Origin of the sequence: Sphingobium terrigena, assembly GCF_003591655.1 — a bacterium.
In the GTDB taxonomy this organism is placed as follows: domain Bacteria; phylum Pseudomonadota; class Alphaproteobacteria; order Sphingomonadales; family Sphingomonadaceae; genus Sphingobium; species Sphingobium terrigena.
The window spans coordinates 24,146-37,712 of the sequence record NZ_QVRA01000011.1; the positions used below are offsets into that span (position 1 = coordinate 24,146).

11 protein-coding genes and 1 pseudogene are annotated in these 13,567 nt (G+C 62.6%); 8 read left to right on the plus strand and 4 right to left on the minus strand.

What is annotated here, in order from left to right; genetic code table 11:
- Positions 1 to 7: 7 nt before the first annotated feature.
- Genes D0Z70_RS13240 through D0Z70_RS13250 form a run of 3 tightly spaced genes read left to right on the plus strand, consistent with a single transcriptional unit; the run spans position 8 to position 4,205 of the window.
- Positions 8 to 1,690 carry an ATP-binding cassette domain-containing protein gene (locus tag D0Z70_RS13240; RefSeq protein WP_119747174.1) on the plus strand — a complete coding sequence of 561 codons (1,683 nt, stop codon included), beginning with the start codon at positions 8 to 10 and terminating at the stop codon, positions 1,688 to 1,690.
- Positions 1,687 to 2,751, plus strand: a complete 1,065-nt coding sequence (locus D0Z70_RS13245) for an efflux RND transporter periplasmic adaptor subunit (RefSeq protein WP_119747176.1) — start codon at positions 1,687 to 1,689, stop codon at positions 2,749 to 2,751. Before D0Z70_RS13240 ends, D0Z70_RS13245 begins: the two co-directional genes overlap by 4 nt.
- Entirely contained in the window at positions 2,751 to 4,205 is a 1,455-nt protein-coding gene (locus D0Z70_RS13250; RefSeq protein ID WP_119747178.1) for a TolC family protein, read from the plus strand. The genes D0Z70_RS13245 and D0Z70_RS13250 overlap by 1 nt, the downstream gene beginning before the upstream one ends.
- Before the next feature lie 643 nt (positions 4,206 to 4,848).
- Here D0Z70_RS13250 and D0Z70_RS13255 read toward each other — a convergent pair.
- From D0Z70_RS13255 to D0Z70_RS13265, 4 genes are read right to left on the minus strand one after another with little or no spacing between them, the layout of a single operon-like run.
- Complete coding sequence (locus D0Z70_RS13255; protein ID WP_119747180.1) at positions 4,849 to 5,670, minus strand: pyridoxamine 5'-phosphate oxidase family protein; 822 nt, start codon at positions 5,668 to 5,670, stop codon at positions 4,849 to 4,851.
- A 22-nt stretch (positions 5,671 to 5,692) separates the two neighbouring features.
- The gene (locus D0Z70_RS13260) at positions 5,693 to 7,198 is read right to left on the minus strand and encodes a PepSY-associated TM helix domain-containing protein (RefSeq protein ID WP_239018915.1); all 1,506 of its coding nucleotides are present in this window, start codon (positions 7,196 to 7,198) and stop codon (positions 5,693 to 5,695) included.
- The gene (locus D0Z70_RS25360; RefSeq protein ID WP_239018916.1) at positions 7,195 to 7,782 is read right to left on the minus strand and encodes a hypothetical protein; all 588 of its coding nucleotides are present in this window, start codon (positions 7,780 to 7,782) and stop codon (positions 7,195 to 7,197) included. Before D0Z70_RS25360 ends, D0Z70_RS13260 begins: the two co-directional genes overlap by 4 nt.
- Positions 7,782 to 10,061, minus strand: coding sequence for a TonB-dependent receptor (locus D0Z70_RS13265; RefSeq protein WP_275402214.1), 2,280 nt, complete (start codon positions 10,059 to 10,061; stop codon positions 7,782 to 7,784). Before D0Z70_RS13265 ends, D0Z70_RS25360 begins: the two co-directional genes overlap by 1 nt.
- A 119-nt stretch (positions 10,062 to 10,180) precedes the next feature.
- Between D0Z70_RS13265 and D0Z70_RS13270 the strand changes: the two genes are divergently transcribed.
- From D0Z70_RS13270 to D0Z70_RS13285, 5 genes and pseudogenes are all read left to right on the plus strand, one after another.
- Positions 10,181 to 10,939 (plus strand): SIMPL domain-containing protein, encoded by a 759-nt coding sequence (locus D0Z70_RS13270; protein ID WP_119747186.1) that lies wholly within the window; start codon positions 10,181 to 10,183, stop codon positions 10,937 to 10,939.
- Positions 10,940 to 11,333: 394 nt separating this feature from the next.
- Positions 11,334 to 11,681: pseudogene (locus tag D0Z70_RS25175) on the plus strand (DUF6088 family protein); the annotation flags it as partial.
- A complete protein-coding gene (locus tag D0Z70_RS24925; RefSeq protein ID WP_182913957.1) occupies positions 11,682 to 11,858 on the plus strand; it encodes a hypothetical protein in 177 nt (58 codons plus the stop codon).
- A gap of 187 nt (positions 11,859 to 12,045) precedes the next feature.
- Positions 12,046 to 12,537 (plus strand): nucleotidyl transferase AbiEii/AbiGii toxin family protein, encoded by a 492-nt coding sequence (locus tag D0Z70_RS13280; RefSeq protein WP_239018929.1) that lies wholly within the window; start codon positions 12,046 to 12,048, stop codon positions 12,535 to 12,537.
- Between the two features lie 235 nt (positions 12,538 to 12,772).
- Positions 12,773 to 13,555 carry an SDR family oxidoreductase gene (locus tag D0Z70_RS13285; protein ID WP_119747189.1) on the plus strand — a complete coding sequence of 261 codons (783 nt, stop codon included), beginning with the start codon at positions 12,773 to 12,775 and terminating at the stop codon, positions 13,553 to 13,555.
- Positions 13,556 to 13,567 lie beyond the last annotated feature (12 nt).

The following is a 13,567-nucleotide window of genomic DNA, read 5'->3' on the forward strand; positions in this document are numbered from 1 at the left end:
GTTTAGATTGGCTGGAGAGCGTCTGGGTCTGCGGAATGCCGCCGCATGGCTCTCGGAGATTGTGGGGCCTGACAAGAGCTATGTGAACGTGGGCATTGTCTACACGTTGGCGATCACCCTTTTGTCGTTGGCGACGCCCATTTCGGTCCAGCTGCTGATCAACTCAGTCGCCCGCACGGCTCTGCCTGCGCCGCTCTGGATATTGTCGGGCGTTCTGCTTGCCCTGCTGTTAGTCGTCGCCGGCCTCAGCGCCCTACGCATCTATCTGCTGGCGATGTTCGAGCGCCGCATCTTCGCCCGGGTGGTTGCGGAGGTTACGGTGCGCGCAGTCCATGCGCAGAACCCCTTTTTCGCGGATGAAAGCCGTGGCAGCCTGTTCAACCGCTATTTCGACATGGTGGTGGTCCAAAAATCGGTCCCCAGCCTGGTGATCGGGTGCTTCACGATCATCCTGCAGGGCGTCGTCGGCCTGATCGTGACGAGTTTCTACCACCCGTTCTTCCTGGCGTTTAACGTCATTCTGGTGGCGACATGCCTGCTGATCTGGCTGGTCTGGCGGGGCGGCGCGATCACGGGTGCCGTCGGCGTTTCGCACGCCAAGCATGAAGCGGCGCACTGGCTGGAAAGCGTGGGCGCGTCGAACGGCTTCTACAAATCCGCGCGCCATCTCGATTTCGCGATGGATCGGTCCGAGGCGGTCACCGCCAACTATATCCGGGCGCATCGTCGCTATTTCCGCTACAGCTTTGCGCAGGCTTTGGGGTATTTCCTGGTCTATGCGCTCGCTGCCGCCGCGTTGCTGGCGATGGGCGGCAACCTCATTCTGGCGGGACAGCTTTCCATCGGCCAGCTGGTTGCGGCCGAGCTTATCCTCTCTGGCGTTTTCTACGGCATCTCTCAGCTGGGATGGTATCTCGACACCTTCTACGATCTGGTGGCGAGTTCGGAGGAACTGTCGCAGATTTTCGCGATACCGCAGGAAGCGGCGGGGCTGAACGGACAGTCGCCGCCCGATGGCTCGGTACGGTTTCGCGACGTGGAACTGACCGGATCGCGCTTCGATTTCGCGATCGGCAGCGGCGAACAGGCTGTCATAGTGGCAGAGCCAGGCGTCGAGAGTCAGGTGGCGCTTCTGCTCAAGCGTCATGCAAGTCCCGAGCGAGGGCTGTTGTCGATCGGGGGCAGCGAGTTTGGCAGCCTGGACATGTATCTGCTGCGATCCGCCGTCATGGTGCTAAACCGGCCCACGATCGTCGATGTCACCATTCGCGAATATCTGAACCTGGCGGCAGGCCGCAATGCGGATGGTGCGTTGATCCTGCGCACGCTCGACAGGGTCGGCCTGGCCGCGCGCATTGCCAGCCTGCCGGACGGACTTGACACGCAACTGGCCAGTTCGGGGTCGCCCCTGTCGATTGTCGAGGTGATGCAGTTGAAGCTGGCGATGGCATTGCTTAGCCGGCCCAAGCTACTGCTGCTGTCGCAGCTCTACGACATGATGCCTGTCGAACCACTATACGCAACGCTGGGGACGCTGCGAGAGCATGGGACGACCGTCCTTCTGTTCACGGGCCGGCCCCAGGCGATGGCGCTCGACAGCTATTTCTGGCTGGGGGTGCGCGCGCAACGCCGTTTTGCCACCCAGGCGGAACTGGCGCGTTTCCTTGCCGCAAGGGAGCCGGCGGCATGACGATCGGGCCTGCGCAGTTGACGCATTTCCGGTCGCTTGCCAGCCTGAAGCCGCCACGCGCGGCGGTGGTGGTGGCCTGGCTCCTGCTGCTGGGAATCGGTCTGGCGGTCGCCATCCTGTTCGTGCCGTGGCGGCAGACCGCGCAAGGGGGCGGGCAGGTGATCGCGCTCGACCCCGACGACAGGCCGCAGCAGATGTCGTCGCTGGTCGATGGCCGCGTTGCGCGCTTCTTCGTGCAGGACGGTCAATGGGTGAAGGCCGGCGACCCCATCGTTCAGGTCGTTGATGTCGATCCGAATTTCCTCGATCGGCTGGCCGCCGAGAAGGCGGAAGTCGTGGCGCAGATCGCCGCCATCGAACAATCGCGCGCCGTTGCATCAATCGATGTAGGGCGCACGGGGCAGCTTTTGGCCGAGGGGCTGGCCGCGCGGCGGGATTATGAACAGACGCAGATCAAGGTCGCCGATGCCAACGCCAAGCTGGCCGAGGCGCGGGCGAAGCTGCAGCAGATCGAGGTGCGGCAAAGGCGGCAGTCTGCGCAGATCGTCACCGCGCCGCGCGACGGACGTGTCCAGAACCTCAACGCCGCAGCCGGCGGTGCGCTGATCTCTGCCGGCACGGTCCTGGCGTTCATCGCACCGGAGAAAATCGAGCGCGCGGTCGAGCTGTATGTTGACGGCCGCGACATTCCACTGGTCGATCAGGGCCGCCCCGTGCGCCTGGAGTTTGAAGGTTTTCCAGCCTTTCAATTCAGCGGCTGGCCAGCCTTTGCGGTCGGCATCTATGATGGTCAGGTGCGCTCGGTCGATCCCACACCGCGCGCCGATGGGCTGTTTCGCGTGCTGGTCGAACCCCGGCCCGGCAGTCTCGCCTGGCCGGACCGGCGGTTCGTGCGCCAGGGCAGCAAGGTGATCGGCTGGATACAAGGCGATAATGTCACAGTCGGTTATGAACTGTGGCGCCAGCTTAACGACTTCCCGCTCAATTTCGGTCAGGATCAGGTGGCGCAGAAGCAGGAAGGCAAGGACGAAAAAAGCTCGATCGAAAAGAAGAAGAAGTGATGATCCGCATCATCCTCTGCATGGGAGCGCTCTTCATCGCGACGGCAGCATCGGCGGCGCACGCGCAGGGTGGCGTGGGACCGTCAACGGCGCGTCCGGGCAACCCCCTCTTGCTGGAAGAAGTTTTGCGATCCTCCGCCCGTTCCGCCCCGGATATCATTGCCGCGCTGGCGCGCAATCGCCAGGCCGACGCCCGCACGCTGACGGCGCAGGGTGCGTTCGACACCGTCTTCGCAGCGGAAGGACGTAGCCGGGTTGCTGGCTATTATGACGGAACGGAGCTTGCTGGAAAGGCAGAGCAGCCCTTCATGGATAATGGCGGCTATGTGTACGGGCAATATCGTGTCTCGCGCGGGGACTTCCCGATTTACGAAGACAAGGCCTTCACCAATCGGCTGGGAGAGGTGAAGGTCGGCGCCCTCTTTTCCCTGCTGCGCGACCGCCTGATCGATGAGCGCCGGTCGACGTTTAGCCTGGCCGCCAACGATATGGACATCGCGCGTTTCGAGACGAAGGCAACCAGCATCGGGGTTCAGGCGCGCGCGATCGAAGCCTATCAGAAGTGGGTGGCGGCGGGGCTGAAACTGAAAGCCTATCAGGCGCTGCTGGCGCTGGCGCAGGATCGGACCCAGGGCATCCGGCGTCAGGTCACGCTGGGGGCCAAGCCGGACATATTGTTGATCGAGAATGAGGCGAACCTGGTCAGGCGGCAGGCCTTTGTCGTCGATGCGCGGCAGGACTTTCGTGCGGCGGCGGTGAAGCTGTCGCTCTACTATCGCGACGATCAGGGCTTGCCGGTCGTGGTCGATGACGCGCGACTGCCGGACGAGGCAAAGGCGTTCGATGGCCTGGGGACGGACCCGACCTTGAACCTCGAACGTCAGCCCGGCTTCGCCATCCTGCTGAAGGAAATCGACAAGGCGATGGTCAAGCTGGCCGTAGCGCGCAACGACATGAAGCCGCGGCTGGACCTGACCGGCGAGGTCGCCAAGGATATGGGCCAAGCAGGGCTAGGCGGAAGCAGTCGGACGCCGCTGGAGACGATCGTTGGCGTGACCTTCAAGATACCGCTCCAGAATCGCAAGGCGAGGGGCAAGATCGCCGAAACCCAGGCAAAGATCGACGAACTGACGGTCAAGCAGCGCTATCTGACGGAAAAAATCCGCGCCGAAATCATGGCGATCGGCATGGAGGTGGAAACGGCCGGCCAGTTGGTGGCGACGAGCGAGCGGGAACGCGCGCTGGCCCAGCAGTTGGCGGGGGCAGAACGCCGCCGCTTCGATCTTGGATCCAGCGACTTCTTCCTGGTCAACCAACGCGAGGAAAGTGCCGCCAACGCAGAAGTGAAGCTGATCGAAGCGCGCGCACGCATTGCCGCCGCACAGGGCGAACTGGCGGCAGCGACCGCAGACGAGGACGCGCTGGGTCTCAACCTTCGGTCAGGGTTCGATTGAGCGCAACCTCTTCCATCGAGCACGCGGCCGGCGGAATGGCCACGTCTGGGGAGCGCGCTTTTCCCGATATTGATCGCGCGCATAGCGGTATCGGTTAGCGCCATTGGGGCCTCGATTCTGCCAGGGCAAAGTGAGGCTCCCATCATCCGCAATTGCAGGCAAACAAGGGCATCCACTCACAATCAGCGAATGCCCATAAACTACCGGAAATTATGGATTTTTCAACTGTTGGCAGACGTCGCCAGACCGAGCCGGAATCCAATCCACAATAATTCTGGTTTAATTTTCAGATATGTAATGAAAATGAGATGAGCGGTAAGGCCCCCAGAAAGGCCCCAGTTCGTTCTTGCTGGAATCGGGAATCCTATTGTTTTCCCAATTACTTATAGCACAATAGCAGATACAAGGGAACGGACCATGAATTAAACTGGGTAGGCGGATCAAACAGGGTGGCTGCCAGTATCCATGGCGGGCTTGCTCACCGGCTGACGATCCCACTCTGTCTTTTCGTCGGGTTTTGCTAATGGCCGATAAGCGAACGTCGCTTTGGAGCGAGGGGCGGCGGATAGCTGCCGTTCGCGTTGCGTCGCTTCCGGTAGCAGTCGACCAGGTACGGACAGCCATCGGCCAGTTCGTGTACGGTTTATTTTGACAGGACCTGCCACTTCTGGATCACCAGACAAAGCGCAGGCGGCCATCGCTCGGCCTGTCGATCAGCGGATGGCCTAATGCGTTGAAAATCGGGCAAATATGGGGGATATGATGTAACGGACCGCGGTGGACGGGCGGCGCCGGGCACAAGCAGGGCGATCCCCGTCTGCGCCTGCTCAACGATGTTGCGAAAACTGTCGACACGGCGGTTGCCGGGCCGATCGGCAAACCATAGCCGGTCGCCGTCGAGCATGGCCATGCAACCGGCGGGGTCGCCCTTCGGACTGAGATCCGCTTGGCCGCCCGCGCTAACCGTGGCCAGCGCCAGAAACCGGCTCGCTGCTACAAAGGCGGCAAGGTCCGTCGGTACGTCGCCGGGCTGCGCCACCCACAGATCCGAGCGGATGACGGCCTTCGCGCAATGGCCGTAGCATTCCTCCACGACGACATGCAGATGGTCGGAATCCACCGCCTCCACCCGGCTATTAATGCGCAATGCCTCCCGGATACCGGGGATCAGGAACAGCGATCCGAACGACGCACCGACCGCCAGGGGCTCGGCATTGTCCAGCGATGCCAGCGGGATGCGCAACCGCCGGGCGTCGCCCGATACAAAGCCCGGTGCACCACCGCCGATGGTCGCGATGACGCCGGCCTTAGCGGCGCGCAGATCGGAACCCAGACCGACGAACGCCAGTGGCGATTGGGCGAGCCATTGCAACGCGCCCTCGTCCAGATGGTCGATGACCTTGAGATGCATGGCGGGCGGCGTGCAGCCCGTCACTGCCTCGAGCATGGCTACGCTGTCGATCATGTCGGTGCCGGCACGTCCGTGGTCATCGCGAGCGGGCTGGCACCGGCGGCACGACAGCACCGCGCGCTAGCCACAACAGCACGCCGCCGCACGCCATCAGCCCGACATCGACCGACCAGATGACCGGATCGGTGGGCCAGAAGCGCAGCACATGGGCCGGCGCCGTGGCGATCAGCAGCACGCCAGCAGCACGCTTGAGCCATAGCGACAAGGCCGTCGCCTCTACCCGCAGGGCGGAGAAGAGGATGATCAGCGTCACGGCCGCCCATATCATGATCAGCGCCTGCTTACTGACGCCGCCAAGCGCCGCCGCCGTTGCGAGCGCCGTGGCGGCAAGGGCGACCGGCTGGCTCCAGACGGTTGCGGCCCATAGCCGTTCAAGGCCAGGCGCTGGATTGCGCTTGTCGCCTCGCCGGGCGAGCCAGATAGTGACGCCGCCTGCCGCCAGATAGGTGAGACCAAGGCCTAGCAGCGCATAGGCGATCTTGACCGCAGCGCCGCCGAACCAGCCAAAATGCAGCTTGCCGATTGATCCCAATATGCGTTCACCGAGGTTATTCTCCGACGACCGGGCGTGGTGATACAGCTTGCCCGTGCGATCGAAGGCATAGGCGTCGTAGTTGGAAAGGCGCGTGTCCTCCCGCTGAACGTTGAACATCGCCGCTCCGCCCATTTCGGCGGGATGCTCCAGCAGGATGAGGTCGGTGCGACCGCCCGGCGCCGCGCGATCGACGGCCGGGAACATCGGGCGCAGGTCGATGATCGGCGCAGGGCGCGGATCGTCCTTGGGCGCCTGTGGGATGAACAGGGCATAGACTTTGGCTGTGTCCCCCTGAAACAGCGCCATGCCCAACACGCCGACGATGATGGTGGTGAGGCCCAGCAGCGCGCCCGTCAGCGATACGATGACATGGAAAGGCAGCGCCCAAATGCCGATGCGGTTGTGCAGGTCCGCCTCTTGTAACCGGCGCGAACCGCCCAGTCGCAGGTGGAAGGCGTCGCGGAAGATGCGGGGATGGGCGAGCAGCCCGGAAATGAGCGAGGACAACAGTGCAACGCCGGTCAGGCCGACGATGAAGATGCCCCAGCTGCCCGGGATGTGCAGGTTGATGTGCAGCCGTGTCAGGAATTCGCTGAACGGCGCATCGCCGGGCGCAACCAGATTGCCGGCGGCGTCGAATATCCAGCCATGCTGCACATGGTCCTTCTCGACGCTGATGCTGGCCTGCGGCAGATCGGGCGTGGGCAGATTGATATAGGCATGTTCCGCGCCGCCGCTGACCCGCGCAATCGCCGCCTCCAGCGCGTGCTGGACGGCATCGGGCGATATGCTGGTCAGGCGCGGCGCGCCGGCCGTTTCCCAGCGCTGAAATTCATGAGCGAACACGGCGATGCTGCCGGTCAGGCAGACCAGATAGATGATCGCGGCGAAGGCGAGGCCAAGCGAACTATGCCCCTTCAGCACCGCGCGTACGAAGTCGGCGGGCACGCGGGACAGGAGCGGCTTGCGTCTGGCAGTCGTGGTCACGCGAACCCCTTCAATATGGCCAGGCCGAAGCCAGTGAGCGCGGTGCCGACCAGAACCGCCGTCGCGCGAAGGATACGATTGTCTGCCAAGGTCCAGGCCATGGCGCCGCCCCAGGCGACTGGCACGATCAACGCGCCGATCAGCAGCCGCGTCTGCGCCTCGCCGGGCACCCAGACGGCATAGCATATGCCCACCGCCATGGCCGCGATCATGCCGATCGGGCCGGCCAGCAGCCAGCGCAATATGTTGCGCCAGCGGGTCGTCGGCCTGTCCGATGGTTCGGGCGCTAGGCTGTCCGATGCGCGCCCGGCGCGATCTGACCTCCGGGCCTTGGCCGGACGGACCGTCGCTCCACTCGCAACCACCGCCAGCGCGGCTACCGACATCATGGCCAGCGCTATGAACGGCCCGCGCATGTCGCCCAGCAGGACTGCCGGCCAGACCAGTGTCACGACGATAGCCACCCAGCCGAGCGCCCGGTAGCCCGCGCCCTTTTCAGCCGGAGATCGCCACGCCCGGCGCAGCGCCCAGGCGCCCAGTGCTCCACCGGCCAGCATGGGGAGACAGGCGGCGAGCGTCATCATTACCAGTTCGTCTCCAGAGATACGCCCAGCACGCGGGGATTACCCAGCACGCCGCGACCCAGCCCTTCGACGGTATATTGGAAATATTCTTCGTCGAAGAGGTTGGAGGCAAAGGCCGAAACCGTCCAGTGCTCTGCCTCATAGGCGATGCGTGCGTTCACCAGCGTGCGGGCGCTCAGCCGCGTTTCCGACTGCGGGATGCTGATTTCGGAGAATAGTGCGCTGCGATGGCTCGCGTTGACATTCAGGCTGACATGCTCGACCGGGCGCGCATTGATGCCTGCCGACAAGGTCCAGTGCGGCGCATGGGCAAATTCCAGCCCGGCATAGTCGGTCACGCTGCCCATCGTCGTCGAAAATTCGTCGAACTTGGTCTTGGTATAGCCGACGGAGGCATACCAGTCGAAGGCCGGACTGACGCGATGCGCCGTTTCCACCTCGAAGCCATAGAGATGCGACTTGCCGGCATTGATGACATTGGTGTCATAGACGTTGAGGCCGAAATTGGCCGACACCTGCTGATCCTTCCAGTCGACATAGAAGGCGTTGGCATTGAGCGTCAGGGCATCGTCCAGCCACGCAGAGCGGAAGGAAAGTTCGTAATTCCACGTGAATTCGGGATTATAGGCGAAGGTTGCCGACCGGGCCAAGTTGCTGCTCGATCCGCCCGAGCGATAACCACGCTGCGCGGTGAAGGCGGTCTTGATGTCCGGCGTCCATGCCATCTCGATCCCGGCCTTGGGCAGGAAAGCATTGAAGGTGCGGTTGATCGCAACAGCGCCGCCGGTCGCGTCGGACACGATCCCCTCAACCCCCGCATTGATGCCCATGACCGCAAACCAGAGAGGCGAGCCTGCCGGACCAAAGGCCAGCGGGTCAGGATAGGTGCCGGCAAAGGTCGTCTGCTGCGCCACGGCAATACTGTTGGTTTCACGATCGTAGCGGAAGCCGCCGAGCAACGAAAGCCGGTCGGTCAGCTTGAACCGGGCGTCACCGAACAGGGCGTAGGTTCGAACTTTGCCCGCGCCCTGCGACGCGAAATCGACGGGGATCTGGGGCAGGGCCGCGCCGTAGAGGCCGGCGACATATTGCGCGGTCGCCGCATCAAGGCCATTCGACTGGAGCAGCGCGGCGATCGTGCCGATCGGGGTCGGAACACCAGTCTCGCTGGTCGTATTGATGCTGTTCCTGCGGCTGTAATAGAAGGCGCCGAGCAGACCGCTCAGCCTTTCCCCCTCATAATTCAGCCGCAGTTCCTGGGAGAAGGTCTTGTAACGGTTGCGCTGGACATATTGCCCGCTGTCCGCCGCTGTCAGGTCATTGTCGTAATTGTTGATCTCGGCCACATCATTATAGGCTGTGATCGCCGTCAGGTTGAGGCCGCCGCCGAAATCATAACGCAGGTCGAGCGTGCCGATATCTGTATTGGAATCGCTGTCATTGCGGACATTGGAAAAATTGCGCCGATGGTCGAAGAAGTCAGGCGTGGTCGTATCGACATAGCTGAAGCTGTAACCGCCATAACGGTCATAATGCGTGTAGCCGGCGCGCGCTTCGAATCCCGGCAGATCGCTGGGCGTCCAGAGCAGCTTGGCGCGGACATTGGTGGAATCCAGCGGATTTTCATGCGCGCGGCGCGTCGGGTTCCAGGTGAAACCGTCCGCGTCACGCTTTTCGGCCGAAACGCGGAACGCAAGTTCGCCCGGAACGATCGGTCCACCGGCGGCCACGGCGAACTGCCGGTCGTCGCCGCTGCTATATTGAGAGCGGGCGCGCAGCGACCAGTTCATCGTCGGCTCGGTCGTGCGCAGGATGACCGCCCCTGCCAGCGCATTCAACCCTTGCAGCGTGGATTGAGGCCCGCGCAAAATCTCGACCTGCTCTACATCCCACATATCCGTGGGTGCCGCCTGGACGATGGCCGATGGTAGAGCAGCCCCATCGACGAAGATGGTGGCGAGCGCGGCTCCTTCGCCGCCTGTGATGCCACGGTTTGCGATGCCACGGATGGTAAAGCCGGAGACCCCATAGGTTTCGGTGACGTTGGCGGTCCGCTGGAACACATCCTGAATAGTGATGAGGTTTTCCTGCTCCATACGCTTTGGCGTCGTCACCGCGACGCTCGTCAACGTATCCTGAAGCGAGCGATTGGCCTTTTCACCGGTGACGATGATGGTGTCGGCATTCCCGTCGGCCTCGCCAGCAGGAGCCTGAGCGAAGGCCGGACTTGCGGCATGAATTGCAAACAGGCTGCAGGCAGCCAGATATAGAGCGCGCACGATGTTTCCCCCAATTTGCATGATCGTTAAAAGGGATAGTATTGCGAGTCAATATCAATTAGGATGTTGCATCTGGTGTGCTGTCGGCTAGGCTTGCGGCTCCCTCTCCGGAGATTTACATGCGCCGCTTTGCCATTTTTCTCCCCATCTTCTGGCCGTGCGCCGCAATCGCGCAATCGGGCGAGGAACAGCGCCCCCGGATCGTCGTGAATAGTGCTGCGACGGTCCCGAGCCCGCCCGACCGTGCCGTCGTTAGCTTCTCCGTTCATGGCGAAGGCGCGACCAGCGACGAGGCCGTGCGCGACATGGTGGCGAAACGGGACGCGATCGAGAAGGGACTGGCAGGCGTCTCTGCCCGACCCGATATACGTGCCGCTCAAGTCGGTATTGCCGAGGTGCGCGGGCGTGACTGCAATCGCAACACCTACGGCAATCCGCGCCTGTCGACCGGCGAATGCGCGATCATCGGCTATACCGCCGATCTTCAGGTGGAGTTCCGCACCGCGGCTGTGAACGAGGCCGGCACAATGGTGTCGCTTGCTGGCCGTCTCGGTGCGACCAACCCCCGCATCGACCGCTACTTCCTCGCCGAGGACAAGGAGATACGGCGGCGCGGGATCGCGGAGGCGGTGGCCGAAGCAAGACTTCAGGCTGAAGCCATCGCGCGCGCCTCCGGTGTCAGGCTCGGCGGCGTCCTAAACGTGTCCAACCTCAGCTTCAACGGCCCAGGCCCGTATGACGAGATCGTCGTCGCGGCAGCGCGGGTCAACTCGCCGCCACCGCCTCCACCCCCACCGCCGCCGGTTGCGATCGGACTGAAGCCCCGCGCGATCGAAACGCAAGTCCGCGTGCAGGTGATCTACGCAATTCAACCCTGATTATCAGGTGGCGTCGTCCCGGTCAGTGGGATCGAGGGGTGCAACGTCCGTGTCGGGCGCCACGGCCGGCCATCGCAACAGCGCCCTAGGCTCTAACCGGCCAACCGGAAGCTAAAGCGTCCGGTCTGAAACGTTTTCACGAGAGCGTTCAGTCTGCCGTCGACCAACTTACGTCATTGCGACGCGGGTGCGCGAACGACAGGTTATGTTAGCGGACATTCGCCGCTATTGAGATGGCGGTACCAAAGACTCGTGAGCAAGGACGATTCGCCAACCTTCAGCTCGCTTCCGCCATACCGATGTGATGACCAGTTTAAGGCGATCGACGCCATACGACGCTCGGACTGAACGCGTAGTCATGTTGGCATGAAACGCTCGCGGCGCCCTCGACAAAGCCCTCCAGCGTCTCGTCGCCACCGGCACGCTCCGCAGGATCGACAGAGGCCTATATGACAAGCCAGATTTCAACAGCCTCACCAAGGCGCCGAATCCGGCTGATCACCGCCAAGTGGTCGAGGCGATCACCCGTCGCGATCAGATTCGCGTCCTGGTCGACGGCATGACTGCCGCCAACGACCTTGGTCTCACCAACGCGGTCCCCGCCAAGATCGTCGTCCACCCCGATTCCCGACTGAAACCGGTCCATCTCGGCAATCTCGAAATCAGCTTCCGGCCCACGGCCGTCAGCAAGCTCTTCTGGGCCGGTCGCCCGGCCATGCGGATCGTCCAGGCACTCCACTGATTGCGCGACACTACGGCCGACGTCGAAGAGGCCCGCTCTATCCGCCATCGGCTCCTCTGGCGCGAGCCGGATGGCGTGCGGCTGCGCAAGGATCTGCATGACGGCATGTCGGCATTGCCGGCCTGGATGCAGGCCTATCTGAGAACCATCCTCACCGCCGAGCCCAAAGCCGCATGAACCCAAATTATGATGCGATCCTGTCCGCGGATCAGAATATCCGCGCGGGTCTCTTTACCGCGACCGCGCAGCGTCTCGGCACAACGCCGCAGAATGCCAAGAAGGAATTCTGGTCTGCTGGACGCTCGATGCGCTCTTCAACGGACTCCCCGAAGGCCCGAGGCTGCTCTTCAAGGGCGGCACTTCGCTGTCGAAGGGATTTGGCCTCATCCGCCGGCTCTCCGAGGACATCGACGCAACGGTCTCCCGCGACGATCTCGGCGAAGCAGCGAGCGTCGAGGAGCTTCAGGCGTTAAGCCGCAAGAAGCGCGATGCCGCGCTCGATGCGATCAAGGTGGCCTGCGAAGCCGATATCAACGGGCCGCTTCTGGAGCAGCTGTCCTCGATCGCCGCAGCGACCGCCCAGCGGACGGGACTGCCTGTCAACTGGCTCCGCATCACACCGCATGATGGCGACCGCCAGACGCTGCAGGTCCTCTATCCGACCGCCACACCTGCCGATGGCTATATCGACAACGCGGTGAAGATTGGGTCGGGTGCCAAATCCGCGCTCGCTCTCAACGCGGTCCATTCCATCCGAACCTACGTCCACGACGACGCCCCAGACTTTGATCTGACCGTGCCGAACGTCACCATCGATCGACGTTCCGCTCGAGCGCATTGGCCGGATCGAACGTAGCCCATGGTTACCTGATGCGGTCGCCGAAAGTCTGCAGGCTGTGCTTTCATCCATCGTCCGTGAGAACGGATTCCCACTGCAATGCTGATCCTAAAGATCATGGCGACGCTGCTAAACGCAAGGACGTGGATTGGACAAACTGTCCCGAAAGGTCGTTGCCTGTCCTCCTTGGCTGTTCCCGGCTGATCAGGATGGTGCAAGAAGCCCGACTCCAAGAATGAAAGTGGGGACGGGAATGCTTATCAACGGCAAAGTTGCGGCGGTTGTGACTGGCGGAGCGTCCGGACTGGGCGCAGCAACGGCAAAAGCGCTGGCGGCAGCGGGCGCCAAAGTGGCGATCTTCGATATGAATGAGGCTGTTGGTTCAGCACTCGCCACTGAAATCGGCGGAACATTCTGCAAGGTCGACGTGACATCCGATGAACAGGTCGATGCTGCCTTTGCCAAGGCGCGCGATGCTTTTGGGCAGGAGCGTATCTTGGTAAACTGCGCCGGTATCGCCAACGGTATCAAGACCGTCTCGCGAAACAAAGTAGACGGAAGCGCCGTTCGATTCCCGATGAGCGATTTTGCAAAGGTCGTTCAGATCAATCTTCTGGGCACATTTCGGTGCATCGCCGCTTCGGCGCAGGGCATGATTGATCTCGATCCGCTTGAGGACGGGGAACGTGGCGCCATCGTCTGCACTGCGAGCGTCGCCGCGCAAGATGGGCAGATGGGGCAAGCCGCCTACTCCGCGTCAAAAGCTGGTGTCCTTGGCATGACGCTGCCGATCGCACGCGACTTGATGGGGGAGGGTATCCGGATCAATACGATCTTGCCGGGCCTGTTCCTGACGCCCATGATGCGGGGTCTGCCTGAAAATGTGCAGATCGCTCTTGGCGCATCGGTTCCGTTTCCTAAGCGCCTTGGCGCCCCGGAGGAATATGCCGCCCTTGCGCTGCACATGATCAGCAACGGCTATTTGAACGGCGAGTCCGTTCGGCTCGACGGCGCCATCCGCCTTTCTCCGCGATAAGCAGGTGATTTC